A 25,052-nucleotide genomic window follows, 5' to 3' on the forward strand; every position below is an offset into this window, starting at 1 on the left:
GACTGATTTGTCAGTGATGAGAGAGATTAATGGATATACGCCTGATCGCGTTAAAAGATTGGATAGTTAGACGTTTTCAACAACTGGAGTTGGGGTTGGCAGACGATTGGCAGTTAACTCCATTATGTGGGGATGCAAGCTATCGACGTTACTTCCGGTTAGTCAGTGATGATAACAGCTGGATTGTTATGGATGCGCCCCCTGAAGGAGGGGATAGCGGCAGCTTTGTCAAGATAGCCTCTGGATGGCGCTCCCTGGGGATAACCCTGCCGAAGGTGCTGGCTGCAGATGTGGAGCAAGGGTTTCTCCTCTTGAATGATCTGGGCAATTTGCACTATCTGGATTGTCTGGATGATGATAATGCCGATGATCTGTATAACCAGGCTATTGATGAGTTGGTTAAGATCCAGGGGTGTCAATCAATCCCTGAATATAGGCTGCCTGATTACGATCGTGAGTTTATCCTGAGGGAATTGGCTATTTTCCCTGAATGGTTTATTGATCAGCTTCTGGGGTTGGAACTATCTGCAGGTGAGCAACAGTGTTTTATCGAGATGTCCGGGTTATTGGTCGATTCAGCGTTGGAGCAGCCTCGGGTTTGTATGCATCGAGATTATCACAGCCGCAACCTGATGTTGGTGGACGGGGGGAAGCTTGGCATTATTGATTTTCAGGATGCAGTATTAGGACCTGTCAGCTACGATCTGGTATCGCTGTTACGAGACTGTTATATCGAATGGCCGCAAGCGAAGATCGAGCGTTGGATTCGACTCTATCTTGCCAAGGCTGATTCAGCCGGGATACTCAGTGTTGCTCTCTCAGACGATCTCAGGACTGTTGATGAAAGACAGTTTTTGCGCTGGTTTGATTTGATGGGAATGCAGCGTCATTTAAAGGCAGTTGGTATCTTTGCACGACTAAAAATCCGAGATGGAAAAGGCGGCTATATGGCTGATATTCCCAGGACGCTTAATTATATTCTGCAAGTGTGTTCAAACTACCCGGAACTAGAACCTTTTTATCAGCTGTTGAGTGAACGGATAATCCCCAGGGCAAAAGCAAATGCTTATCTGGATACCAGTGCTTTGGAGCGACTGGAATGAAGGTGATGATTCTGGCTGCTGGTTTAGGGACGCGAATGCGCCCATTGACTGACAATTGCCCCAAGCCGCTGCTTAAGGTGGCCGGTAAACCCCTGATTCAGCATCATATCGAACGATTGGCAGAGTGCGGTTTCAGGCAGATAGTTATTAATCTGGCCTATCGAGGGGAGCAGATAAGAAGGTTTTTGGGAACGGGGTCTCAGTGGGGAGTTGAAATCAGCTATTCCATGGAGGAACCTGCACTTGAAACAGGAGGAGGGGTTTTTAACGCTTTACCGCTGCTTGGGCCTCGCGGGGAATCGTTTGTGGTTGTCAATGGTGACGTCTGGAGTGATTTCGATTACTCCTCGCTAGCGGAACTGCAGAATGATCTGGCTCATCTGGTGATGGTTGATAACCCAACTCACAATGTTGAAGGAGATTTCTCGCTTGGGGATGGGCGGATAGGCGACGATAAGACAGGGCTTCGCTTAACCTTCAGCGGTATCAGTGTGTTACGTGGTCAGTTATTTGAGGGAGAAAAGGCTGGAGCCTTTTCACTGGTTCCTCTGTTTCGTAAAGCGATAGCGGCCAAGCAAGTGAGTGGGAACCATTTTAAAGGGAAGTGGGTGGATGTTGGCACACCGGAACGCCTGCAACTATTGGAAACGTATCTGGACAATCCGTAGCAATAATCCGCGGCCATTAAATCGATAGGCAGTGAATCAGTAAGTTTGGGGCAGGGATGCATCAAAGAGGATTAACGAGTGAGAGAGGTTAAAGGGTGAGCGAAAGCGAGGTGAAGGGCCGGAAGTTAGGGGCAACTGTCTATCGGTATCGCACGGGAATTGTCATTGGAGGGTTGTTTGGATTGATGACAGGAGGACTGCCGGGGTTATTGTTTGGTGGTTTTATTGGATTTATGTTGCAACGTGCTTTGGCAGCCAAGGTAATGGCAGCTCTTAACCCTCAGAAACTTTTTTTTGAGGCAACGTTCTCGGTTATGGGGAAAGTGGCGAAAGCTGATGGCCGGGTAACAGAGCAGGAAATTACCTATGCCCGCGAAGTAATGAACCGAATGAATTTGTCGGAGGAGAAACGTCGCGAAGCTATCAGTCTGTTTTCAAAGGGCAAGGAGGCTGATTACGATATAGGTTCTACGTTGGCTCCGCTGGCCCGTTTGATCCGTTTTCGTCCTGAAGTGAAGCAAATGTTTGTAGAAATTCAGTTGCAGGCCGCTTTTGCCGATGGGCAGGTGAGTCAGGCGGAATTGATGGTTGTTCAGGACGTTTGCTCAACATTACAGATCAGCTATCAAGACTTACAGCAAATACTCCATCGTTGTCGGGCTGAGCAAGCCTTTAATCAGCAGTCTTATTATGGTCATCAGGCAGGGCATGTTAATGAGGCCGAATTGCTTAAGGAAGCTTATGGTGTGCTGGGTGTTGATGAAAATGTCGAGGACGCGGAGCTAAAACGAGCCTATCGTAAGCTGATGAGCCAACATCACCCTGACAAGCTGATTGCTAAGGGGTTACCTGAAGAAATGATGCAGTTGGCGAAGGAAAAAACCCAAGAGCTTCAGGCAGCATATGATCGAATCCGGGAATATCGAAAGCGTAATCGCTAGGTAACGGTTTCTAAGGAACGATGATTAAGTCGATTGTGTTCTCCGTGGGTTCCAGAGCCCACTGGAAATGCTAATCTGACGATCGGTTATTGGCCTGGAGCTTGTTCCGGAGTCTCAGGCTTTTTCTTCAGAGGTTGCATGTCCTTCAGGTGTTTTTCGAACAGGCCGCGAAAACTACTCAGCAGTCGTTTTTCTTCTTGACCGGCGGCTGCCGGTGTCGGTGGCAGCCTGAGCTGGATGTACCTTTTTTGAGGTTTACGGCGAATCTCATTAATCCGCAAACGGGCTAGTTTTTCTACCCGTGTACGATGCAGGCCTGTGCCATGAAACAGGTCCATGGTAGGAATTGATAATTTTGTTATAAGGGTTCTCAGTGGTGGTTCTACGTTCCCAGAAGGCGGGAGAGCATCAATCATCGCCAGATTCAATGACCGCTGAGTTCCCGCTTGAACAGCATAACGGCTTGACCAGTATGCTCCGGAGCCTACGCCGATCAGAATGAATCGCTTTGCTTCTTTGGATTCCAAGTGTGCCAGCCCCGATTCTATTCGCTCAAATATGCTTTCCGCAAAGCTGTCGTAATCGACCGGTGGTGCCGTGCCTTCGGCGTTATTTGTGCGAGTCGGTAGAGGTGGCATAGGCTCCTCGGGAACGGCAATCGATAAGGTTTTCCAACCCTGATCAGGAAGCCTGGTTCTAAGCGCATGAATCAGGTGAGGCCAATCAGGACTGGTACGATCATGATGCAGAATAATCGCCCCGCCGACCGGTTTGGGATCGTTTGCGGGTTGATACAGGCCAAGAAAAGACTCTTTTTGAGTTTCCAGCCATAGGGGCTCTGTCTCTGGTGATTGTGCTTTGGCCAGAAGTGCCAAGCTTTGCTGCTCTGGTTGAGGTAACAGTCGCGTGTTTGTATCAGCGGGGGGCGTTGAAGCGGGTTGCGATGGCTCTTGAGTCGATTGTTGTGCTGTTGCAAAGCCGGTTGCCAGCAAAGTAGCTATCAGTATCCAAAGTAATGGAAAGCCTTTTCTTAAGGACGGCTCTTTGAGGTGGTAGGCAGATTCCTGCTGTCCAGGGAGATCTTTTGCGGTAAGAAAACCTTTAGCGTTATTCATAGCTGGATTATACTCTGCCCCGGTTTTTAGTCAGTACTTTTTCAGTGCTTGGCACTATCTGTTTTTCAGCGCCGGGCATTCATAAATGTGGTTGTGTGAATATAAAGTGTATTTTTTTAATATTAAGCCTCAGACGACGGAGTCATGGCAAGAATGATTGAAAGATGGGTTTTAAGTGGGCTGTTGATCATTTGCAGTTGCGCATCCGCTGAAGAGCCGTCAGTCACTGATTTGGTGTCTGGCTTGGGCAGGGGGACTCTGAATTTGTATTTTGAGAATGACCTTTTTGCCGAAACCGATCAAAACTACACCAATGGTATTCGGGTTTCATTAATTTCTCCGGACCTGGAAAACTTCCAACAGGAATTTATTGATAATCGGCAGATTCAGCAGCTTTTTGATGTGATGAACCCATTATTGGAACAATTTCATCCAGAGATTCCAGGTGAAATAACGGATGAAACGGCAAAGAACAGCCGTCGAATTGTACTGAGCCTGGGTCAGACTATTTACACCCCGGAAACCAGCGAAGCCAGTGAGTTGCTTGAGGATGAGCGCCCCTATGCTGGCTGGTTGTTTCTGGGGGTGGCTTACCATGCCCGGAACCGGAATCGACTTAGGACAGTCGGTGTCAATTTCGGTATGGTCGGTCCTGCTGCTCTGGGTCAGGAGGCTCAGGATTTGATTCATGAATTGAGAGGCTTTTCTAAATTTCAAGGCTGGGATAATCAGTTGAAGAATGAGCCGGGAGTTCAGCTGCTTTACGAATATAAAAACAAACTGATCGACAATACTGAAGGGTTTGGTTACGACCTGATCAGTCATTACGGTGGCAGCCTCGGAAACATTGCAACCTATGCTAACGTTGGTGCAGAAATTCGAGCTGGTTGGAATATTCCTGATGATTTTGGAACTTCTGCCTTACGGCCGGGGGGGGATAACAGTGCTCCGGATGGGGAGCCGCGATCAGGCTTAGGGTTTCACCTGTTTGCCTCCTCTGATATTCGATTGGTCGCCCGTGACATTTTTCTTGATGGAAATACCTTCCGTGACAGCCACAGTGTTTCCAAGGAGCCTGTTGTTGCTGATGTGGCGCTGGGTGCCAGTTTAGTTTACGACAGTTTTAAACTTTCTTTTGCCCAGGTCATCCGTAGTAAAGGATTCAGGGGACAGAAAGGTAACCACAACTATGGTTCCCTTTCGTTATCCTGGAACTTTACTCTCTGAGAAACAGGTAATAGCGGTGATTGACAGGGGGAGAGGGGAAGTCTCTTTATCCTTTTGAAGCTGTGGACTATTGAACCCGCTGACTATTGAAACTGTCGACTATAGTTGCGTTCCAGGATGGTATAGAATGCTTTTTTTGTGTCTCTAATCGGGATTTATCCATGAGCCAATTCTTAATCGCCCCTTCAATTTTGTCTGCTGATTTTGCCCGTTTGGGTGAAGAAGTTGAACAGGTTCTGGCAGCGGGTGCGGATGTCGTGCACTTTGATGTAATGGATAATCATTATGTGCCGAATCTAACCATCGGTCCTATGGTCTGCAAAGCACTGCGGAACCACGGAATTAAAGCTCCCATTGATGTACACCTGATGGTTAAACCGGTTGATCGCATGATTGGTGACTTTATCGAAGCGGGTGCCAGCTATATTACTTTTCATCCCGAGGCGACCGAACATATAGACAGAAGCTTGCAGTTAATTCGTGACGGTGGCTGTAAATCCGGGCTGGTCTTTAACCCGGCAACGCCACTGCATGCGCTTGAACATGTCTTGGACAGGATCGATATGGTGTTACTTATGTCGGTCAATCCGGGGTTTGGTGGGCAGAAATTCATTCCCCAGACTCTGAAGAAGTTGCAGCAGGCGAGAAAGATCATCGATGACAGTGGTCTTGATATACGTCTGGAGATAGACGGTGGTGTCGGTATTAACAATGTCGGAGAGATTGCCGCTGCGGGAGCCGATACCTTTGTTGCAGGATCTGCGATTTTTAATACAGATGACTATGCCGCTACTATTGCCCGGATGCGTGCTGAACTGGCAAAAATCTGATTAAAAAAACAGGCCTGTATTTTGGCTTGATCAGCGTTATAGCAATGTTTGAATTCAGTCAGAGTGTTTGAAACAGCAATGCTCTGATTAACAGTGCTTGGGTATTGGTATTCAGGCGAGGTTATTAAGACATAAGGGTATTTGATGTGAGCCAGCCTTTTTCATCGACACCGACACCGCAACTGGTGCTGTTTGATCTGGATGGCACACTGGTGGATAGCCTTCCCGGTCTGACAATGGCAACGGACCAGATGTTGTTGTCTCTGGGCAGAGCTCCTGCTGGAATCGCCGCTGTTTGTCAGTGGGTTGGTAACGGTGCTGCGACACTGGTCAGACGAGCTTTATCCAACTCAATAGAGGTCGATAAAAGTCTGGATCCCCAGCTGGTGAATGAGGCCTTGAAAGTCTTTATGCACGCTTATCGTGAATCGATTGCAGAGGGTACTGTGCTTTATCCGGGGGTACGCGGGTTTCTCGATGAGTTGAAATTGAGAAAAGTCCCTATGGCGATTGTCACCAACAAACCGGAAGGTTTTGTGCCGGATATTATCAACAGTCTGGAATTGCACGGGTACTTTCAACTGGTGGTGGGAGGGGACACATTAGCGACCAAAAAACCGGATCCAGAACCCCTGCTTCATGCTGCAAAATCTTTTTCTGTGCCTCCTGCCAGGGTGTTAATGGTGGGGGATTCCAGGCATGACGTAAGAGCAGCCCGCAACGCTGGTATGCCGGTAGCCTGCGTTACCTATGGGTACAATCATGGTGAATCCATAGCTGAAAGCTCTCCAGATTGGGTTGTTGATTCATTTATGGAGCTGTTGTAGCGAACTTGCTCCCAGAGGGTAGTGCTTACCAGTGAAAGAATCGTACCGATGAAAAAGTTAATACAATCAATGAAGCAGTTCTGCAAAGGCTTGTCGGTAATTTTTGTGCTCTTTGCAGGTGTGCTGTTATCCGGCTGTGAACCTGTGGGAAATCCTGATGGGTTGGTTGATAACGGGCCCAACTTATCTCAACTGAAATTGACAAAGCTGGACGGTTCATCGTCCAGACTCAGTGATTTCAGCGGAAAAACACTGATTATCAATTTCTGGGCAACCTGGTGTGCTCCCTGTCGTGAAGAGATGCCTGCATTACAGGCTATGAGTGAGCAGTTGGATTCGAATTCCTACGTTGTTTTAGGGGTGAGTGTTGATACCAGTGCGGATAGGGTGACCGGTTTTTTGCGAGAAAATAATGTCAGTTTCCAGCAGTTCATTGATCCAAAGATGGAGCTTGCGATGTCAGATCTGAAAATTCGCGCCTTTCCAGAAACGCTGATAGTGTCTCCTGAAGGTAAGGTGCTTCGACGTATCTTAGGGGCCAGGGCTTGGGGAGATAAGAATTACTACCAAGAGATACTGGTTCCATAACCCGCGTTGGTATAAAACGTGCCGTTGTAATCGTCGCTATAAACCAATGGCAGTTTGAACGTATATCTGGTGTTTTCGGCAGATTCCCTGAACAAAAGCTTTTGTTCAGGAATCATTCAGGCTTACTCGGTTAAATTCGTTGCTAAGATCAACTTTACCAAGATTTACTACTAAATCATGAATGAATTGAGGCAGGAATCTGGTATATTCTCACGCTGCTCTTACAGAGCTTAAAAATCGACAAATGCTAATAGGTTGGAACTATGAAAAAAGTACTTGCTTTCGCAGCTACTGCTCTGTTGAGCGCTGGTGCATTCGCCGCTGATGGTGAAGCTGTATTTAACAAGGCTTGTGTGACTTGTCACAGCCCCGCTGTTGCTGGAGCCATGGGTGCTCCTGCTGCTCATGACGCTGCAGCCTGGGCTCCTCGTATTGCCGATGGTATTGACGCGGCTGTAGCCAGTGCTAAAGCCGGTAAAGGCGGAATGCCTCCTATGGGTCTGTGCATGGATTGTTCCGATGACCAGCTAAAAGCTGCTATCGAGTTCATGGCCAAGTAAGAACTCTAAGGCCATGACTGTTGAGTCATGGCCTTTTCTACTCCCTTCTAGACCGTCGTCAGATAGTCAATATTGGCTATGATCAACTGGCAGGTGATGAGATATTGTTTACCTGTGACCATAAAAAATGCTGATAATATTCGCACACAGGTATCTGAGAGACAGGCTCTGCCAGCAGTTAAGGACAGTAATCTCGTACAGAGGTCCCTTAATCTAGATCATTTTTGTATCTTCTCAAATTGTCTAAAATGACTTTGCTTATAGTCAGATGTTGCCAAAAATCATTTCGTTATTGGCTGATAAGTGATCGCTCACTTTTGATCCCGTTTCACTTAACATCCGGAAAAGTTTCTCTGCCGGTAAACCTTTTCGGATACCGGGTGTCAGATGGGCAGTCTTGAAATAAGTAAACTGAGTATTAAGAGTTGAATTAGGGTTTTTATGATTACCTTCTGGCTGTCTGCCATCGTACTGGTGGTTCTTGCATCATTCTTCTTTTGGCTTCCATTTATTAATAGAAAGCAGCTGGTTTCTGACGATGAAGACATTGACCGGAATGCTCTGAACATTGAAATATTTAAAGGGCGGGTTGCTGAGCTACAAAAGGAACTGGATGACGGTAATCTTGACCAGGAATCTTTCCTGGAGCTTAAACGTGAACTTGAGCAGAATTTACTGGAAGAAGTCGATGATACTCAGCAAACCAGCAAAGCTCGTCGTTTACCCATGGTGCTTCCAGCGGCTTTGAGTGTTCTGGTTCCGCTTTTGGCTGTGGTGTTATATCTGCAATGGGGTGAAAGTCAAAAGTTGGATCTGGCGCCGGAAATGGCAACCAGCTCTCAAGAGCAGCTCCGTAACTCTGATATTGATACTCAGATTGCGGGTCTTAAAGCCCAGCTTGATGCTGATCCCAGTAATGCTGAAGGTTGGTTTATGCTTGCCCGTACCTATTTGACACTGGAGCGCTATCAGCAAGCTTATGATGCATTCACCCAGTTGACATCAGTCGTTGGTGAACACCCACAAATACTCAGTCAGCAGGCACAGGCGCTGTACCTTTTGAATGGCAGTGTGATTGATTCAGAGGTTCAAACCCTGATAGATCGGGCATTGGCTTTAGATCCGAATGATCCCGGAACGCTTGGCTTTTTGGGTATGACTTCGTTTGAATCTGGTGACTACAAGCAAGCTATTGATTATTGGCAACAAACTCTGAACAGCGGTAATCCCAACGTCAATGCAGAAGGACTCACATCGGCGATTCAGCAGGCCCAGGCTGAGTTGGCTAAACAGGGTATTGTCTACGAGCCGAAGTCTGTTCCACCAGTATCTGCGGCTAACGGGGCTGAGCTCAGTATCAGAGTTGATTTAGATGAGTCCCTGAAGTCGATGGCTCAAGGGGATACAACGGTATTTGTCTACGCTCAGGCGGTGAGCGGTCCCAAGATGCCACTGGCGGCTGTTAGAATTCAGGTTAAGGACCTTCCGGCTACAGTGAAACTGAATGATAACCAGGCGATGGGGCCAATGGCAAAGTTATCCAGCGCGGAGCAGGTAAATGTTCGAGCAATGGTTAGCCACTCCGGCACGGCAACTTCTCAAAAAGGGGATTTTTACGGAATTATCGGTCCGATAGAAGTTGCGAATAATCAGGAAACGATGGCACTGAAAATCAATCAGCTAGTCGAATAGTCTAGTGATTGAGTCAGAAGTGTTGAAAGTTGAGCGGGATTGTTAATTTCAATTTCGTATTTTTCATATATTAGTGGATTATCTGGGGTAGTTTCAGCAATGACTCCGAAACGCAAAAAACGTATGGCTTTTGTAATTTCCATCGTCCTGGGTGTCAGTCTGGCGGTGGGCTTGTCTTTGTACGGGTTGAATCAGAACATTAATCTGTTCTTCTCACCCACCCAGATTGCTAACGGAGAGGCACCCCAGGATCAGCGGATGCGCGCTGGTGGGATGGTGGTTGAAGGAAGCGTTAAGCGAGATAAACAAAGTCTATTAGTCGAGTTCGGACTCACAGATTATCAGGAAACGATCTCTGTTCAATATTCAGGAATTCTTCCTGATCTGTTCAGAGAAGGGCAGGGTATTGTTGCACAGGGGGTTATGAATCCTGATGGTATTTTTGTAGCCAGTGAAGTGCTGGCAAAGCATGACGAAAACTATATGCCTCCAGAAGTGCAGGAAGCGCTTGATGCGGCTGGTAAAACGGCCGATGGCAGCACCGCTGCCGTCCAGAGCGGAGGTTAATCAATGATCCCTGAATTAGGTCATTTGGCGCTGATACTTGCTTTTTGCTTCTTTTTGGTTCTGGCTATTGTCCCATTGATTGGCGCATCGACAGCCAACGATTCACTAATGAGTTACGCACGCCCTTTAACCTGGGGGATGTTTTTGTTCCTCAGTTGTAGCTTCGGTGCGCTTTTTTATGCCTTCCTGACGGATGACTTTTCTGTTAAGTACGTTGCTAATCATTCTAATACGCACCTACCTACCGCCTTTAAAGCCAGTGCTGTATGGGGGGGGCATGAGGGATCGTTGCTGTTGTGGTTGTGGATTCTGGGGGCCTGGACTTTTGCGGTCAGTATCCTGAGTGGAAGCATGCCGAAGGATGTGTTGGCGCGGGTGCTGGCGGTTATGGGGATGAATGGTATTGGATTTTCACTATTTATCCTAATGACCTCTAATCCTTTTGACCGCTATCTGCCGAATTTCCCTGCCGAAGGAGCAGACCTCAATCCGTTGCTTCAGGACTTCGGGTTAGTCGTTCATCCTCCGATGCTTTATATGGGTTATGTTGGTTTCTCAGTGGCCTTTGCGTTTGCTATTGCTGCTCTGATGAGTGGTCGTTTGGATGCTGCCTGGGCTCGTTGGTCCCGGCCTTGGACAACCGTAGCTTGGGCGTTTTTAACTCTGGGTATTGCATTGGGCAGTTGGTGGGCCTATTACGAGCTGGGTTGGGGCGGTTGGTGGTTTTGGGATCCGGTAGAAAACGCTTCCTTTATGCCCTGGCTGGTAGGCACGGCGTTGATCCACTCATTGGCGGTAACAGAAAAACGTGGTGTCTTTAAAAGCTGGACGCTGTTGTTAGCGATTTTTGCTTTTTCCTTGAGTCTGTTGGGGACCTTTCTGGTTCGTTCCGGAGTACTGACTTCCGTGCATGCTTTTGCCTCCGACCCTTCCCGAGGGTTCTTTGTATTAGTACTGCTTGCTATTACTGTTGGTGGCTCATTGTTACTCTACGCATTAAAAGCGCCAAGTGTGCGGAGCGAATCCAGTTTTAGCCTGGTCTCACGGGAATCCTTCCTGTTGCTTAATAATATTATCCTTGTCGTTGTGTGCTTGACGGTACTGTTGGGAACGCTGTATCCACTGTTTGCTGATGCATTAGGGCTTGGCAAGATTTCTGTCGGACCTCCTTATTTCAATACCTTCTTTATTCCATTTATGAGCATTCTTTCGCTGTTGATGGGGATTGGCATGGTCGCCCGCTGGAAAAACACTAAGGGCTCTCATCTGAGCAGCAATTTGCTGGTATCTGCATTACTGTCTATTCTGGCGGCATTTTCATTACCCTATCTCTACCATGATGATCTTAACTGGGGAGGTGCACTCGGGGCCGGACTGATGGCCTGGATTGTCTTGGTTGTTGTTAAGGATCTGTTGAATAAAATTACCCATAAGAAAAACAAGTGGCTGGGTCTCAAAAGCCTGTCCCGTAGTTATTATGGCATGATGCTGGCCCATGTCGGTGTTGGTGTCACCATTGTTGGTATTGCAATGGTGTCCATCTATGACGAAGCGCGTGACCTGCGTATGGATGTGGGTGATCAGGTGACAATGGGGAACTATACCTTTGTATTTAGAGGCACTTCCCATGTAACAGGGCCCAATTTTGTCAGTGATCAGGCGTTGATTGATGTGCTGAAAGATGGTGAGCCGTACAGCCAGATGCATCCGGAAAAGCGTGTTTACAATGCTCAGCGTTCAATGATGACTGAGGCTGCGATCGACCCTGGTTTGTTCCGTGACCTGTATGTCGCTTTGGGTGAGCCGCTGGAAGGTACCGCCTGGGCTGTTAGAGTCCAGCACAAGCCATTTATACGCTGGATCTGGCTGGGGGCTATTTTCATGACAGTTGGTGGTTTACTGGCTGCATCAGATCCTCGTTATCGCCGAAAGAAACAGAAAGTGAAAACAGGCAAAGCCTCTCAGCAAGATCAACTGGCCGTTGCCTGATTAGGGAAGGAGATAGGATCTAATGAATACCCGCCGTTTGCTGTTGTTTATACCTTTGCTGATTGCTATTGGTCTGGGTGTATTCTTGTTAAAGGGGCTGTCACTGAATCCTCAGGAGCTACCATCGGCATTGATAGGTAAACCCTTCCCCCAGTTTGAAATAGCCTCTCTGCAGGATCCTGATCGCATGCTGAGTCGTGATGATTTGCTGGGCCAGCCATCACTCGTTAATGTCTGGGCCACATGGTGCCCCTCTTGTAAAATTGAGCATCCGCAACTTTTGGATATTGCCAGAAATGAAGGTGTAAAAATCTTTGGTCTCAACTATAAAGACGATCGAGAGTCGGCCAAAGTATGGTTAAAGCAATATGAAAATCCCTATGCACTGAATATCTACGATAAAGAAGGGCGCCTGGGGTTTGATCTGGGAGTTTATGGCGCTCCAGAAACCTATGTGCTTGATGCTGAAGGTATTATCCGTTTTCGCCATGCGGGGCCGGTAGATATAAATACCTGGGCGAAAATGAAAGCTCTGATGAGCGAGCTGGGAAGTTAGCGAACCGACAATCTGAGCTCAGCAGTCGAGTTATAGCCAGCAGCTAACAACTTGAGCCCAGGGTCAAACTGATTTGGAGTAAGGAATGGCTTTTGCACTAGGGTTACATCTGTTGGCTGCGGTTATCTGGGTCGGAGGTATGCTATTGATGCTGCATGTAGTGCGGCCTGTCGCTGTATCCCTGCTTGAGCCTCCCCAGCGAATACCGTTGCTAAGCCGCATGCTGGGAAAGTTCTTTATACAAGTCTGGGGAGCCATCGCGGTTCTGCTCATTACCGGTTTCTGGATGATATTTTCGGTGTTTGGAGGCATGGCAAACGTCGGTTGGCACGTCCATCTGATGTTGGGCTTAGGTCTGATCATGATTTTGTTATTCCTGATTCTCTATTTTATCCCCTATCGTAAGTTGCAGATATGTGTCGATGAGAGTCGTTGGCCTGATGCCGGTGCGCAGCTGGGGAAGATTCGAATGCTGGTGATGGTTAACGCACTTTTGGGCACCTTAATCGTTTTAGCTGCTAGCGGCGGTCGGTATTTATAGTCGTTCGTTGACCCCGGTTTAGTTTTTATTAATTGATCCGTTACTCAAAACAAAAGGCCGCTGTAGCATTGCTGACAGCGGCCTTTGTATGTCCAGGCAACCAATCCTTATTTGAACATCGGACTAGTAGCGATTGACGATTCCAGCGGGGTCATAAGTGGATATTTTAAGAGGAGTGTTTTTCTGTAAGTAGTTTTTCAGTACATCTGCGTCCACAAAGCCGCTATTGACATAACTGGGCTTGTCAGAGACTTTCGGGTAGCCGTCGCCACCGGATGCCACATAGCTGTTCAGGGCCATTCGATAGATTTTACTTGTGTCCAGAGGTTGTCCCTGGATTGTTAAGTTGCTGATTGAGCCACCGTTTACATCCATGCTTAGCCCTGCAAAGTGGGCAAACGCACCTGAATCCACAGGTTTACTGGCCACTACGGACAGGTATTCCAGCAGTTCTTTTCCAGTCATCTCTACCGAGGAAACCATATTGCCGAAAGGGTGTACTTTCAGTACGTCTTTATAGCTGATATCACCACCTTCTATACTGTCACGAATCCCTCCCGAATTAAGCACTGCCAGATCGGCATTAACTGCCTGCATTTGCGCTCTGGCAATCACAGTGCCCAGATTGCTGGGTCGGAAACGAACGATATCACGATCTCCTTCCAGCAGGCCGTCACTGTTACCTATAACCATTTCCAGCTCCTTCTGGCCTTTTGCCTGATAGGGTTCAAGAAAATCTTGAAGCTCCTGATCGGCTGCAATTTCGGGCTGGATGTGGACACGCTTTTTCTTGCCGTCAACTTTGACTTTTTTCTTTAGATTCACGGGGATTAACTGGTAGCTGTATAGGCGCAGTTCACCGTTCTTGTATTCCAGGTCTGCGCGACCTACGTACTTGCCCCATTCGTGGGCCTGAACAATCACTGTACCATTCTGAACGTCGGGCACGCAGGCCTCTCCAGCCTTGAACTTTTCGATAACCTGATTTTCTGCTTGCATACAAACCGGGTCCTGGGAGTGACCGCCAACGACCATATCGATACCGTTGACTTGGCGCGCCAAGCGGACGTCTCCAGGAGCATTTATTCCGTGGTTGCCATTCTGATAGTGGCCCATATGGGTTGCCGCGATAATGATATCAGCTTGTTTTTCCAGTTCAGGGACCAGTTTCTCGGCTTCTTTGATTGGGTTTCTAAAATCAATATTACCAATATACTCGGGGTTGCCGACGATACCGGTATCGTCGGTAGTCAGGCCCATGACCGCGACCTTTAGGCCTTGCATATCGAATATCTGATAAGGTTTGAATAAGCGCTTATTGCTACCTTTTTCATAGATATTGGCAGACAACATCGGAAAATTTGCCCACTGCTGTTGTTTTCGCAATACACTTAAAGGGTTGTCAAATTCGTGGTTGCCAAGAGCCATGGCGTCGTAACCGATTTTACTCATCCCCTTAAAGTCCGGTTCTGCATCTTGCAAGTCAGACTCAGGTACCCCCGTGTTGATATCTCCACCGGAAAGTACCAATATCTGACCTCCTTGGGATTTGACCTCTGCCCGGATTCGGTCGATCAGTGTTTTGCGAGCGGGCATGCCGTACTCGCCGTGTTTGTTATGCCAGAATCGTCCATGGTTATCATTGGTGTGGACAATGGTCAGACGGTAGGTAGTATCGGCCTTAGCTACCGCCATTGCCTCAAGCGGTAAGGTTAATGCTGCTGCAAAACAGAGCGGGGATAGTGCATTTCGTAACATAACTTCACCTATGATTATTGTTAGTTCCTGATGATAAAAATAAGTTTCCGCTAACTTGTTAGTACTCCGGGAGTTAGTTTTTCAGCTGTAGCAGTAACTGTGACTTTGTCTCTTCGTCCACAAAGGCTGCTTTTAAAGCCATACAGCTGATTTTCAATAGTTGTTGTTCGCTTAACTGAAAAGTTGAAGCCCCTCGTTGATATTCTTTGCCGATGGAGGTCCAGAAAAAAGGCGGGTCGTCGGAGTTCAGGCTGAGACTGATTCCCGCATCCAACAAAGCTAACAATGGATGCACTGAGTAATCAGGATAAACATTTAGAGCAATGTTACTTCCAGGGCAGATTTCGAGGGCGATATTGCGGTGGTATAGCGCTTCAAGCAATTTAGGATCTTCTATTGATCGCACTCCATGGCCGATCCGGGTGACCGGTAGTTGATCTATAGCAGCCCAGACACTCTCCGGGCCGCAGACTTCACCGGCATGTGCTGTACAACCATAACCCGCGTCGCTGGCAATTCGGTAAGCGGGTAGAAAGTCTTGAGGGCTGTGGAGAGTTTCATCTCCTCCCATACCAAAACCGACCACATAAGGGTGCGGTTCTGCGACCATTTGTTGTGCTACTGACAGGGCCTGCCCCGGCCCCAGGTGGCGCACACAGGTAATGATGATACGGCCACAGATCTGATGGTCTCGCTGGGCATTATCGATGGCCTGCACACAGCCTTCCAGCATCTCGGTATAACTGATACCAACGGCTGCCGCATGATCGGGTGAGGCAAACAGTTCAACATAGATGGCACCTTGCTGAGCGCAGGAACTCAGGTATTCGTAGGTTATGTCATGATAGTCCTGGCCCGTTCTGAGACAACGGGCACCGCCATCGTAGGCTTTGAGAAATTCAGAAAAATTGGTCCAGACGAATTGATCGTTGTTATCGAATAATCCATCCGTCAGCTGAATGCCATTACGTGTGGCCAGTCGACGAACTAAAGGGGGAGGCATGGTGCCTTCCAGATGGCAGTGTAGCTCTACCTTGGGTAGTTGCAGCCTATCGTTCATTTTTTTATCTCTGGCTTGGTGAGACAAGGCTCAAATTGCCATATTCTGCGTTGATTATTCCCAACAGCTTTTACCTTGCTCCAAGGGGGCAAGTTGTAAATGCTGAGCTAAAGTCTGGCCCATGTCGGCAAAACTATTCCGCTGTCCCAGATCAGCAGACTTAACATTGGGTCCATAAAACAGTACAGGTACATGTTCGCGTGTGTGATCGCTGCCGGGCCACGAGGGATCGCAACCATGATCGGCACTGATCAATACCAGATCATCTTCTTTTAACAATGCTTCAAGTTCCGGCAGACGCGCATCAAATGCTTCCAGTGCGGCGGCATAACCGGGAATATCACGGCGGTGACCGAATACCGCGTCAAAGTCGACAAAGTTAACAAAAATCAGGGACTGGTCACCGTTGCTTTCTGTTTCTTCCAAAAGGCGGTCAAACAGATCCATATTGTCCTTGCCCTTGACGGTTTTGCTGATACCCCGATGAGCAAAAATATCGGCAATCTTGCCAACGGATACGACGGTGCCACCCGCCGCGACCAGCTTGTCGAGCAGGGTCTCTGCGATAGGAGCGGTAGTGAGATCGCGACGATTACTGGTTCGTTGAAATGCAGCGTTACCAGCAGATGAAGGGGCGTTAATAAATGGGCGGGCAATGACTCGGGTAATATTGAGTTTATCCACCAGCTCTTTGGCAATACTGCTTAATTGGTATAAGCGTTCTAATCCAAAGTGCTCTTCGTGAGCGGCTATCTGCAGCACGGAGTCTGCTGAAGTATACAGAATGGGTTTACCGCTATCGATATGCTCCTGGCCGTACTGCTCGATAATTTCAGTACCTGAGGCATGACAGTTTCCCAGAATGCCGGGCAACTGGCAGCGCTCAACCAGCTCGTCCACTAAGGATTGCGGAAAGCAGGGTACCGTTCGGGGGAATACGCCCCAATCAAATGGAACGGGTACACCGGCAAGCTCCCAGTGACCACTGGGAGTATCTTTCCCCCGGCTCTGCTCGACAGCGTATCCGTAGGCGCCTTCCAGTTTTTTTTCGTCACAGTGCAATCCTGTGGCCTTATAACCACTGCTGGATTCGAGGGCTTTTCCCATCCCCCAGCGTGCCAGATTCGGTAACCTGAGTGGTCCCTGGCGTAAGCCTTTTCGATCAGCTTCTCCTTTTTCGCAGGCTTCAGCAATATGGCCCAGAGTATTGGCACCTTGATCGCCATAACGAGGTGCGTCATCACTGGCACCGATTCCCAGGGAATCCATAATTAGAATAATTGCACGTGTCATTGGTTTTTACTCTTTAAGCATCCCGGTTGCTTTGAAAACGTCCAAGAGAGATGTGCTGAAGAATTCAGTACATCATTTAAAACTTTCAACTAATACGCTCAACGATCACCGGAGTGGAGGCCGGGGCTTGATCATCAATACGAATGGCGTTGGTCAGTGTTTCGATGGTTCGCTGGGCTGCGTCTTCATCGCGCGCATGTATCCAGGCCAAAGGTTGCTGGGGATCTGCTATGGCTCCGACTGGGCTGAAGTGAGTCAGCCCCACGGAATGATCGACAAGGTCTGTGGCTTTACTGCGACCTCCTCCCAGCGCAACAACTGCAACACCTACTGCTCTGGAATCCATTGCCGCCACATACCCGCTGGTCCGGGGGTAGAAGGGTCTGATGACCGGTGCTTTTTCCAGATAGCTGTCATAGCGTTCGACAAAATCTGCCGGGCCTCCCAGCATGGATACCATCTGTGCAAAGCACTCCAGAGCTTTTCCGTTATCAAGAGATTGCTGGGCTTTATGGCGACCATCTGTTGTATCGCTTGCAAGACCTCCTAAAACCAGCATTTCTGCGGCTAGGGCAAGAACGGTTTCGTGCAACCTTGTTTCCCGGGTTTTTCCTGTCAGATAATCGACGGTTTCCACCATCTCGACTCCGTTACCGACGGTGGTGCCGAGTACCTGGTTCATATCGGTAATAAGAGCGGAGGTCTTAACACCAAAACCATTGGCTACTTTTACAATGCTATCGGCCAGTTCCTGAGCCATTGGCAGGCTGTCTGCAAAAGCCCCGTTTCCGGTTTTTACGTCCATTACCAGTCCATCGAGTCCTTCAGCCAGCTTTTTGGAGAGGATAGAAGCGGTAATCAGAGGGACTGACTCGACAGTGGCAGTTACATCACGGGTGGCATAGAACCGCTTGTCAGCAGGGGCAAGGTTGCCGGTCTGGCCGATAATGGCACAACCCAGTTCCTTAACTGTGCGACGAAACAGGTGGTTGTCCGGTGCCGTGTTATAACCGGGTATCGAATCGAATTTATCGAGTGTCCCTCCGGTATGTCCAAGCCCACGACCGGAGATCATTGGCACAAAACCACCACAGGCAGCAATAACAGGGCCTAGCATCAGGCTTACTTTGTCGCCGACACCGCCAGTGGAGTGTTTATCCAACACGGGTCCATTGAGGTCCAGGTCGGACCAGCTCATAGTGTCGCCGGAGTGCACCATGCTGCGAGTCAGAGCAATACGCTCGTCCATATTCATCCCTTGGAAAAATACGGACATGGCTAGTGCTGCTATCTGCCCCTCGCTAACAGAACCATCGGTAATCCCGGCGACAAACTGAGCAATCTGCTCCTCGCTGAGTACTTTACCGTCACGCTTGCGACGAATGATCTCCTGAGGTAAAAAACTCATGCCTGATACTCCTTCAGGAAATGGGTTAATAGGGTTTTTACGGATTTAGTGGCCAGGGCTGCCTTGTCAATGGTCTGCTCATGACTGAGTGGGGTTTCACTCATTCCGGCGGCGTAGTTGGTAATAATTGAGAGGGCGGCAACTTTCATTCCCTGATGTTTGGCCAAAATAACCTCTGGCACTGTCGACATGCCAACAGCATCACTGCCGAGTGTGCGTAAGGCCCGAATCTCAGCGTTGGTTTCGAACTGGGGGCCACTCATCCAGGCATAAACTCCCTGATGGAGCTCGATATTCTGTTTTTCAGCAATGGAGAGAAATTGCTGGTTCAGGAAAGGTTCATAAGCGTCGCCCATATTAACGAAGCGTTGGTTACCGGTTTCGCCAAATAAAGGTGATACACCTGTCATGTTAATATGATCAGTGATGAGCATAACAGCACCAGGACCGGCTTCAGTTAACAGGCTACCGGCGGCATTGGTAAGTACCAGGGTTTCGCAACCGATGGCAGCCAATGTGTGAATAGGTACGGCCATGACATCTGCTTCGCCTTTTTCGTAGTAATGGGCTCTGCCTTGAAGTACTACAAAAGTGGCACCGTCCATGTTTTCCCCTTTTACACTTTTTGCAAGCAGTAGACGGCCTGCATGACCCCCGACTCCTGGTTCGGGAAATCCTGGTAGCTCGCTGTAGGATATCTCTGCAACAGTTTCCAGCGCGTCGGCAAAGGGACCTAAACCAGAACCAAGGATAATGGCGACTTTAGGTGCTTGAATATCTGCGCTGCTGTCTGCTATTTCAGACTGGATAATGTCAACGCAGCGTGCAATTTGTGCATTCATGATTGGTTCTCGGTATCAATATGTTCGGGTCCGAAGGACAGGGGGAGTAAATCACCCAGCGTCAGGGTTTTTTCGACACCTGTCGACGAACAAAGATGGATTGGAGTCTGGTCTTTGGCAAATTCGCGAATACGTTGGCGACAACCACCACAGGGCGTGATCAAGCTATCGCCAGCGCCGATAACGGTAATAGCGCTTATGCTGGTTTCGCCATCGATGACCATAGCGGAGATAGCGGAAGCTTCAGCGCAGCAACCCTGTGGATAAGCAGCATTTTCTACATTGCAGCCGCTGTAAAATTTGCCATTAGAGCCTTCGATAACTGCACCGACTTTAAAACCGGAATAAGGGGCGTAGGCTTTTGCCATTGCCTGCTGAGCCAGAGTGAACGTATGAGAAGCATTCCCTTTCTGGTTGTTGTTGCTGTTATCTTTTTGATTCTGATTCACATTTATACCTTTTGGTACGTTGGCTGCTACCGTTGCCGGTAGCAAGCTGTAGCGAACACAAGCAATCTAGCGTTCTTTTAAGTAAGGCTCGCCGATCGCCTTTGGAGCAACGGCTTTACCGATAAACCCTGCGAGTAATATCACTGTGAGGATGTAGGGTAGGGCTTGAATCAGTGGCACAGGTACTTCACCGATAACCGGTACAGGAACACCTTGCATACGAATGGCCAGTGCATCCAGTAAGCCGAACATCAGGCAGGCCAGCAGGGCTGGAGCAGGTCGCCACTTACCAAATATCATTGCTGCCAGTGCTATATATCCCTGACCTGCTGTCATGTCTCGGGTAAAACCAGCATTTTGCGCGATAGCAATATAAGTACCTGCTATTCCACATAAGACGCCGCAGATAATAACTGCACGATATCGTAAAAAGGCTACAGAAATCCCCGCTGTATCAACGGCCTGTGGATTTTCACCGACGGCTCTCAGGCGCAGGCCAAATCGGCTGCGATAAATCACCCACCAACTCAGAGGAACCAGTAGTAATGCAACATAAACCAGTAAGTTGTGACCACTAAGCAACTCTTTATAGAGGGTGCCGAGCACAGGCAGTTGGCCGATGATCTCTGCTAAAGGCCATTCAATCGGCATAAAGCGAGCCTCTGATGGCAGTGCCGGTGTTGTACCTCCCCGTTCAAACCAGGCGATGCCTAATACGACGGTCAGACCAGCGACCAGAATATTAATAGCGACAGCACTGACCACGTGATTCCCACGATAAGTGATACAAGCCAGGCCATGAAGGAGGGCCAGTGCCACGGAGACGCCTATTCCCGCCATCAGGGCTAACCAGGCTGACCCTGTCACGGCTGCTGTACAGGCACTGATAAATGCAGCCCCCAGCATTTTTCCTTCAAGGCTGATATCAATAATTCCGGATCGCTCCGAGAAGAGTCCTGCCATGGCTGCCAGAATCAGTGGCGTTGCTACACGCAGGGTTGCATCCAGTGTTAGAACCAGAACTGAGAAGATGTCATCCATGCTCAGGCCTCCTGTGTTGTTGCGCTGGCGGGACGGCTAAACAGACTGAATATTTTTTCCAGCCAGGGACGGGTCATATAGGCCAGAGCGCCGGAGAACAGAATCACCAGCCCTTGGATAGTGACTACCATTTCCCGGGTGATCTTAGGAACTTCGAAGGCTAATTCAGCCCCTCCCTGATAAAGAATACCGAACAACAGACTTGCCAGTACTACGCCTACCGGATGGTTGCGTCCCATTAAGGAAACGGCAATGCCGGTAAAACCGTACCCCGCTGTAAAATTCAGCAGTAGCTTATGGTGAACCCCCTGAATCTCGTTGATACCTACAAAGCCTGCCAGGGCTCCGGAGATACACATGGTAATGATGACGACTTTTTTGGTATTTATTCCGGCATAGCCAGCAGCTTTTTCGTTAAAGCCAACCGTGCGAAGCTCATATCCCCAGCGGCTGTGCCAGAGATAAACCCAGAGTAACAGACAGCAAATCAGAGCCCAGAAAAAAGAGATATTGAGAGGGGTATGAACCATTTCGTAGCCGAGAGCGTTCATGATTTCATGGATAAAGGGGAGGTGGGAACTGTCGGCCAGCATCACACTTTGAGGCGCCATTGAGCCCGGCGCAATTAACACATTGACCATCAGGTAGACCATCAGTGCCGAAGCGATAAAGTTAAACATGATCGTCGTAATGACTATATGACTTCCCCGATAAACCTGTAAATAGGCCGGTACATAAGCCCAGGCTGCGCCAAATACGGCAGCTGCGATGATGCCCAGGATCATCAGCAGATAAAATGGCAGTATTGGACCCAGCGCAAGCATCACCAAGCCGACGCCCAAACCACCGATATAGGCTTGGCCTTCGCCTCCTATGTTGAATAATCCCGCATGAAAAGCCACTGAAACGGCGAGGCCGGTAAAGATAAAGTTGGTTGTATAGTAAAGGGTGTAGCCCATTGCTTCGTCGTAGCCAAAGGCACCGACAAGCAGGATCTTGACTGCTTCAATGGGGTCTTCACCGATCGCAATGATGATCAGGCCCGAAACCAGCAGGGCCAGCGCGATATTGATAATCGGTATTAACAGAACGTCCGCCCAGCGGGGTAAAGTATTGTTTGTAGTGCTCATCCGCTGGTCTCCGGGCTTAATATCTGATGGGCTGGACGCTCGTTGATTGTTTTTTGTTGGGGAGAGCCTGGACCAGAGCCTGAACGGGCTTTATCGAGTGGTGTTCCCGCCATCATCAGCCCCAGAGTGCGCTCGTCAGCATCTTTGCCGGCCACTTCACCTACCAGGCTGCCTTCGCACATCACTAGAATTCGATCGGACAGAGACATGATTTCGTCCAGCTCTACCGATACCACCAGCACCGCACAACCCTGATCACGCATTTCAATCAGCTGCCTGTGGATAAACTCAATGGCTCCGATATCAACGCCTCGGGTTGGCTGGCCGACAAGCAATATTCTGGGATTCTGAGTCATCTCCCGGGCGATAATCAGTTTTTGTTGGTTACCACCGGAAAAGTTGGCAGATTTTAATTGCGGGTGTGGTGGACGAACGTCAAACTGTTCCATTAATGCCTCACAGTGTTTCTCAACTTTACTGTTGTGCATCAACAGGCTGCCATTAATTGATTCATTGCGATGGAATCCGAGAATAGATGATTCGGCAGCACTGAATCGAGTCACCATACCCAGCTGGTGACGGTCTTCCGGAATGTGACCGAGTCCCAGCTCTCTGGCTTTTGCGGGATTACAGGGGGATTCTGGAGTCACTGAGTGCTGGTGAATCTGCAGACTTCCCTGACTTAATGGTTGAATACAAGCCAGAGCCTGTAACAGCTCACTTTGACCGTTACCTGAGACACCGGCGATCCCTATGATTTCTCCGGCTTTGAGTTCCATATTAAAGCCTTTGACCCGGGTGACTCCCTTGTCGTCAACAACGGTCAGGTTTTCTGCTTTCAGCAATACGTTGCCGGGGGTGGCTGGTTTTTGATTCAGTTCCAGGCGTACCTTACGTCCGACCATCAGCTCAGCTAAGGTTTCCTTGTCGGTTTCCTGGGTGAGCCGGTGGGCTACCATTCGCCCTCCGCGCATAACCGAAACCTCATCGGTAATATCCATGATTTCCCGAAGCTTATGAGTAATCAGCAGCACTGTTACTCCCTGGGTTTTCAGGGTCTTGAGAATCTCAAACAGCTGGTCAGTTTCCTGAGGAGTCAAAACACCGGTAGGCTCATCAAGAATCAGGATTTCGGCGCCACGATAAAGTGCTTTTAGGATTTCGACACGCTGTTGTTCTCCGACCGGCAGGTCGCTGACCAGTGCATCAAGATCCACCTTCAGATTGTATTCTCGCTCCAGGCGAGTCAGCTCTTCGCGGGCATGGTTTAGACTCTGGTTCAACAATCCGCCGGATTCTGCTCCCAGAATGACGTTTTCCAGAACGGTAAAGGTGTCTACCAGCATGAAATGCTGGTGGACCATGCCAATACCTGCCGCGATAGCGTCCTGAGAATTATGAAGACGAACTGATTGACCATTGACGAGAATTTCACCACGATCCGCTTCGTAGAAGCCATAGATAATACTCATCAAGGTGGATTTTCCAGCTCCGTTCTCACCGATAATGCCGTGTATGGCACTCTTGTGAACACAGAGGTCAATGTCCTGGTTGGCATGAACCGAACCAAAAGATTTGCTTATGCCGCGCAGTTCGATCGCTACCGGAAGAGTCTTTTTCTCAGTAGTTCGGTTAGCGGCGGATTCGATATCCGTCATCGTTGTCTCACTAGCCATTAAGCCGTACTTATCGTTATTTTGGCGCTATTGCTACGATCCACTCTGCTGTCGAACCTTCCGGTAAAACAGCAGAGTTGTTAATTCAAACTGCTGTCATTAGTAAGAGCAGCTGTTATTGCTCATATAGTCATGAACTTTGATTTTTCCGGAAATAATGGCCGCCTTTGTCTTCTCCATGGCTGTTTCCATTTTGGTGGTGATCAGGGCTGCGTTGTGCTCATCAAGAGCCCAGTCCACGCCACCTTCTGCTAAACCTAATGAGCTGATACCTGGTTTCCAGGTTCCGTCTTTGGCATCAGAAAACGCTTTGTAGGCTGCAACACCGACACGTTTAACCATTGAGGTCAGCATGGTTCCAGGTTGCAGATGATTCTGATTGGAATCGACACCAATGGCATATTTTCCATTGTCCTTCGCGGCCTGATAGACACCAAAGCCAGTGCCGCCCGCAGCAGCAAAGATAACATCTACACCACGATCAAATTGCCCTTTGGCCAACTCAGATCCGCGCCCTGGATTGTTCCATGCGGCAGGGGTGTTTCCGGTCATGTTGGCAATAACTTCGATATCTTTGTTCGCGTATTTGGCTCCCTGTTCATAGCCACACTGGAATTTGCGGATAAGGGGGATATCCATACCTCCGACAAAGCCAACTTTGCCTGACTTGGATTTCATGGCTGCCAGCATGCCCACCAGGAATGAACCTTCATGTTCCTTGAACAGCAGTGATTGCACGTTAGGCAGATCAACGACCGAGTCGATCAGGACAAACTTTGTCTCTGGGAATTTAGCAGCAACTTCCTGTACTGCTGAAGATTGGGTGAAACCAACACCGATGATTGGATTAGAGCCTCGCTGAGCAAATTTGCGATGGGCCTGTTCGAACTGAGTCTCATTGTTTACTTCGAAGTCACGATACTTGATCCCGGTATCCTTAGAGAACCGCTCGACACCATGATAAACGGCTTCGTTAAAGGACTTGTCAAACTTTCCACCCATATCAAAAACTACAGCAGGCTTTATGTTGGCAGCCTGAGCGGTGGCAGATGCCAGCGCCACTGCACCGACTGCCAGAACGGGTGCCAGGTTCTTGGCAGCACGGCTTGATATGACCGTTCGGCTAGAAAATACAGCGGCTAAAAGGGTTTTGCAGCTCTTCATTATTATGTTCCTCGTAAGGATGTGGTT

24 protein-coding genes are annotated in these 25,052 nt (G+C 48.7%); 13 read left to right on the plus strand and 11 right to left on the minus strand.

Features of this window, described 5'->3' with window-relative positions:
- The first annotated feature begins 29 nt into the window (after nucleotides 1–29).
- The 3 genes from BGP75_RS15550 to djlA all read left to right on the plus strand — a co-directional run bounded on the left by BGP75_RS15550 (nucleotide 30) and on the right by djlA (nucleotide 2,712).
- Nucleotides 30–1,103 carry an aminoglycoside phosphotransferase family protein gene (locus tag BGP75_RS15550; RefSeq protein WP_076719746.1) on the plus strand — a complete coding sequence of 358 codons (1,074 nt, stop codon included), beginning with the start codon at nucleotides 30–32 and terminating at the stop codon, nucleotides 1,101–1,103.
- Nucleotides 1,100–1,771 carry an N-acetylmuramate alpha-1-phosphate uridylyltransferase MurU gene (gene murU / locus BGP75_RS15555; RefSeq protein ID WP_076719747.1) on the plus strand — a complete coding sequence of 224 codons (672 nt, stop codon included), beginning with the start codon at nucleotides 1,100–1,102 and terminating at the stop codon, nucleotides 1,769–1,771. Before BGP75_RS15550 ends, murU begins: the two co-directional genes overlap by 4 nt.
- 95 nt (nucleotides 1,772–1,866) lie before the next feature.
- Complete coding sequence (djlA, locus tag BGP75_RS15560; RefSeq protein ID WP_076719748.1) at nucleotides 1,867–2,712, plus strand: co-chaperone DjlA; 846 nt, start codon at nucleotides 1,867–1,869, stop codon at nucleotides 2,710–2,712.
- Nucleotides 2,713–2,798: 86 nt separating this feature from the next.
- Here djlA and BGP75_RS15565 read toward each other — a convergent pair whose 3' ends face one another.
- Nucleotides 2,799–3,827, minus strand: a complete 1,029-nt coding sequence (locus tag BGP75_RS15565; RefSeq protein ID WP_076719749.1) for a DUF3530 family protein — start codon at nucleotides 3,825–3,827, stop codon at nucleotides 2,799–2,801.
- 153 nt (nucleotides 3,828–3,980) lie between these two features.
- Here BGP75_RS15565 and BGP75_RS15570 point away from each other — a divergent pair, with 153 nt between their 5' ends.
- The 10 genes from BGP75_RS15570 to BGP75_RS15615 all read left to right on the plus strand — a co-directional run bounded on the left by BGP75_RS15570 (nucleotide 3,981) and on the right by BGP75_RS15615 (nucleotide 13,204).
- Complete coding sequence (locus BGP75_RS15570) at nucleotides 3,981–5,054, plus strand: lipid A deacylase LpxR family protein (RefSeq protein WP_076719750.1); 1,074 nt, start codon at nucleotides 3,981–3,983, stop codon at nucleotides 5,052–5,054.
- A gap of 161 nt (nucleotides 5,055–5,215) precedes the next feature.
- A complete protein-coding gene (gene rpe, locus BGP75_RS15575; protein ID WP_076719751.1) occupies nucleotides 5,216–5,884 on the plus strand; it encodes a ribulose-phosphate 3-epimerase in 669 nt (222 codons plus the stop codon).
- 146 nt (nucleotides 5,885–6,030) lie between these two features.
- Nucleotides 6,031–6,711 (plus strand): phosphoglycolate phosphatase, encoded by a 681-nt coding sequence (locus tag BGP75_RS15580; protein WP_076719752.1) that lies wholly within the window; start codon nucleotides 6,031–6,033, stop codon nucleotides 6,709–6,711.
- A gap of 48 nt (nucleotides 6,712–6,759) precedes the next feature.
- Entirely contained in the window at nucleotides 6,760–7,299 is a 540-nt protein-coding gene (locus BGP75_RS15585; RefSeq protein ID WP_076719753.1) for a TlpA disulfide reductase family protein, read from the plus strand.
- Between the two features lie 263 nt (nucleotides 7,300–7,562).
- Nucleotides 7,563–7,859, plus strand: coding sequence for a cytochrome c5 family protein (locus BGP75_RS15590; RefSeq protein ID WP_076719754.1), 297 nt, complete (start codon nucleotides 7,563–7,565; stop codon nucleotides 7,857–7,859).
- Nucleotides 7,860–8,300: 441 nt separating this feature from the next.
- Nucleotides 8,301–9,551 carry a c-type cytochrome biogenesis protein CcmI gene (gene ccmI, locus BGP75_RS15595; protein WP_076719755.1) on the plus strand — a complete coding sequence of 417 codons (1,251 nt, stop codon included), beginning with the start codon at nucleotides 8,301–8,303 and terminating at the stop codon, nucleotides 9,549–9,551.
- A gap of 99 nt (nucleotides 9,552–9,650) precedes the next feature.
- Entirely contained in the window at nucleotides 9,651–10,118 is a 468-nt protein-coding gene (gene ccmE, locus BGP75_RS15600) for a cytochrome c maturation protein CcmE (protein ID WP_076719756.1), read from the plus strand.
- A gap of 3 nt (nucleotides 10,119–10,121) precedes the next feature.
- Nucleotides 10,122–12,107 carry a heme lyase CcmF/NrfE family subunit gene (locus BGP75_RS15605; protein WP_076719757.1) on the plus strand — a complete coding sequence of 662 codons (1,986 nt, stop codon included), beginning with the start codon at nucleotides 10,122–10,124 and terminating at the stop codon, nucleotides 12,105–12,107.
- Between the two features lie 22 nt (nucleotides 12,108–12,129).
- A complete protein-coding gene (locus BGP75_RS15610) occupies nucleotides 12,130–12,663 on the plus strand; it encodes a DsbE family thiol:disulfide interchange protein (RefSeq protein ID WP_076719758.1) in 534 nt (177 codons plus the stop codon).
- Between the two features lie 85 nt (nucleotides 12,664–12,748).
- Nucleotides 12,749–13,204: a CopD family protein gene (locus BGP75_RS15615; protein ID WP_076719759.1), complete on the plus strand. Its 456-nt coding sequence runs from the start codon at nucleotides 12,749–12,751 to the stop codon at nucleotides 13,202–13,204.
- 123 nt (nucleotides 13,205–13,327) lie between these two features.
- Here BGP75_RS15615 and ushA read toward each other — a convergent pair whose 3' ends face one another.
- From ushA to BGP75_RS15665, 10 genes are all read right to left on the minus strand, one after another.
- Nucleotides 13,328–14,962 carry a bifunctional UDP-sugar hydrolase/5'-nucleotidase UshA gene (ushA, locus tag BGP75_RS15620; RefSeq protein ID WP_083704849.1) on the minus strand — a complete coding sequence of 545 codons (1,635 nt, stop codon included), beginning with the start codon at nucleotides 14,960–14,962 and terminating at the stop codon, nucleotides 13,328–13,330.
- 73 nt (nucleotides 14,963–15,035) lie between these two features.
- On the minus strand, nucleotides 15,036–16,022 hold the full coding sequence (gene add, locus BGP75_RS15625; RefSeq protein ID WP_076719761.1) for an adenosine deaminase: 987 nt from the start codon (nucleotides 16,020–16,022) through the stop codon (nucleotides 15,036–15,038).
- A 54-nt stretch (nucleotides 16,023–16,076) separates the two neighbouring features.
- Nucleotides 16,077–17,315 carry a phosphopentomutase gene (locus BGP75_RS15630; RefSeq protein ID WP_076719762.1) on the minus strand — a complete coding sequence of 413 codons (1,239 nt, stop codon included), beginning with the start codon at nucleotides 17,313–17,315 and terminating at the stop codon, nucleotides 16,077–16,079.
- Nucleotides 17,316–17,400: 85 nt separating this feature from the next.
- Entirely contained in the window at nucleotides 17,401–18,723 is a 1,323-nt protein-coding gene (gene deoA, locus BGP75_RS15635) for a thymidine phosphorylase (protein ID WP_076719763.1), read from the minus strand.
- Nucleotides 18,720–19,565, minus strand: a complete 846-nt coding sequence (locus BGP75_RS15640; protein ID WP_076719764.1) for a purine-nucleoside phosphorylase — start codon at nucleotides 19,563–19,565, stop codon at nucleotides 18,720–18,722. Before BGP75_RS15640 ends, deoA begins: the two co-directional genes overlap by 4 nt.
- Nucleotides 19,562–20,014 carry a cytidine deaminase gene (cdd, locus tag BGP75_RS15645; protein WP_076719765.1) on the minus strand — a complete coding sequence of 151 codons (453 nt, stop codon included), beginning with the start codon at nucleotides 20,012–20,014 and terminating at the stop codon, nucleotides 19,562–19,564. Before cdd ends, BGP75_RS15640 begins: the two co-directional genes overlap by 4 nt.
- 66 nt (nucleotides 20,015–20,080) lie before the next feature.
- Nucleotides 20,081–21,046, minus strand: coding sequence for an ABC transporter permease (locus BGP75_RS15650; RefSeq protein ID WP_076719804.1), 966 nt, complete (start codon nucleotides 21,044–21,046; stop codon nucleotides 20,081–20,083).
- Nucleotides 21,047–21,057: 11 nt separating this feature from the next.
- A complete protein-coding gene (locus tag BGP75_RS15655; RefSeq protein ID WP_076719766.1) occupies nucleotides 21,058–22,185 on the minus strand; it encodes an ABC transporter permease in 1,128 nt (375 codons plus the stop codon).
- Nucleotides 22,182–23,861: an ABC transporter ATP-binding protein gene (locus tag BGP75_RS15660; RefSeq protein ID WP_369832132.1), complete on the minus strand. Its 1,680-nt coding sequence runs from the start codon at nucleotides 23,859–23,861 to the stop codon at nucleotides 22,182–22,184. The genes BGP75_RS15655 and BGP75_RS15660 overlap by 4 nt, the downstream gene beginning before the upstream one ends.
- A gap of 99 nt (nucleotides 23,862–23,960) precedes the next feature.
- Complete coding sequence (locus tag BGP75_RS15665; protein ID WP_083704850.1) at nucleotides 23,961–25,025, minus strand: BMP family protein; 1,065 nt, start codon at nucleotides 25,023–25,025, stop codon at nucleotides 23,961–23,963.
- Between the last annotated feature and the right edge of the window lie 27 nt (nucleotides 25,026–25,052).

This window comes from Motiliproteus sp. MSK22-1, assembly GCF_001968815.1.
Classification (GTDB): Bacteria; Pseudomonadota; Gammaproteobacteria; order Pseudomonadales; family Balneatricaceae; genus Motiliproteus.

Coding starts and splice junctions, on each gene's coding strand:
- BGP75_RS15655 (WP_076719766.1), bottom strand. CDS start 22,185: ATGAGCACTACAAACAATACTTTACCCCGCTGGGCGGACGTTCTGTTA.
- ushA (WP_083704849.1), bottom strand. CDS start 14,962: ATGTTACGAAATGCACTATCCCCGCTCTGTTTTGCAGCAGCATTAACC.
- deoA (WP_076719763.1), bottom strand. CDS start 18,723: ATGAGTTTTTTACCTCAGGAGATCATTCGTCGCAAGCGTGACGGTAAA.
- murU (WP_076719747.1), top strand. CDS start 1,100: ATGAAGGTGATGATTCTGGCTGCTGGTTTAGGGACGCGAATGCGCCCA.
- BGP75_RS15565 (WP_076719749.1), bottom strand. CDS start 3,827: ATGAATAACGCTAAAGGTTTTCTTACCGCAAAAGATCTCCCTGGACAG.
- ccmE (WP_076719756.1), top strand. CDS start 9,651: ATGACTCCGAAACGCAAAAAACGTATGGCTTTTGTAATTTCCATCGTC.
- BGP75_RS15550 (WP_076719746.1), top strand. CDS start 30: ATGGATATACGCCTGATCGCGTTAAAAGATTGGATAGTTAGACGTTTT.
- rpe (WP_076719751.1), top strand. CDS start 5,216: ATGAGCCAATTCTTAATCGCCCCTTCAATTTTGTCTGCTGATTTTGCC.
- BGP75_RS15570 (WP_076719750.1), top strand. CDS start 3,981: ATGATTGAAAGATGGGTTTTAAGTGGGCTGTTGATCATTTGCAGTTGC.
- BGP75_RS15610 (WP_076719758.1), top strand. CDS start 12,130: ATGAATACCCGCCGTTTGCTGTTGTTTATACCTTTGCTGATTGCTATT.
- BGP75_RS15605 (WP_076719757.1), top strand. CDS start 10,122: ATGATCCCTGAATTAGGTCATTTGGCGCTGATACTTGCTTTTTGCTTC.
- BGP75_RS15615 (WP_076719759.1), top strand. CDS start 12,749: ATGGCTTTTGCACTAGGGTTACATCTGTTGGCTGCGGTTATCTGGGTC.
- BGP75_RS15585 (WP_076719753.1), top strand. CDS start 6,760: ATGAAAAAGTTAATACAATCAATGAAGCAGTTCTGCAAAGGCTTGTCG.
- BGP75_RS15665 (WP_083704850.1), bottom strand. CDS start 25,025: ATGAAGAGCTGCAAAACCCTTTTAGCCGCTGTATTTTCTAGCCGAACG.
- ccmI (WP_076719755.1), top strand. CDS start 8,301: ATGATTACCTTCTGGCTGTCTGCCATCGTACTGGTGGTTCTTGCATCA.
- BGP75_RS15630 (WP_076719762.1), bottom strand. CDS start 17,315: ATGACACGTGCAATTATTCTAATTATGGATTCCCTGGGAATCGGTGCC.
- BGP75_RS15660 (WP_369832132.1), bottom strand. CDS start 23,861: ATGGCTAGTGAGACAACGATGACGGATATCGAATCCGCCGCTAACCGA.
- BGP75_RS15640 (WP_076719764.1), bottom strand. CDS start 19,565: ATGAATGCACAAATTGCACGCTGCGTTGACATTATCCAGTCTGAAATA.
- add (WP_076719761.1), bottom strand. CDS start 16,022: ATGAACGATAGGCTGCAACTACCCAAGGTAGAGCTACACTGCCATCTG.
- BGP75_RS15590 (WP_076719754.1), top strand. CDS start 7,563: ATGAAAAAAGTACTTGCTTTCGCAGCTACTGCTCTGTTGAGCGCTGGT.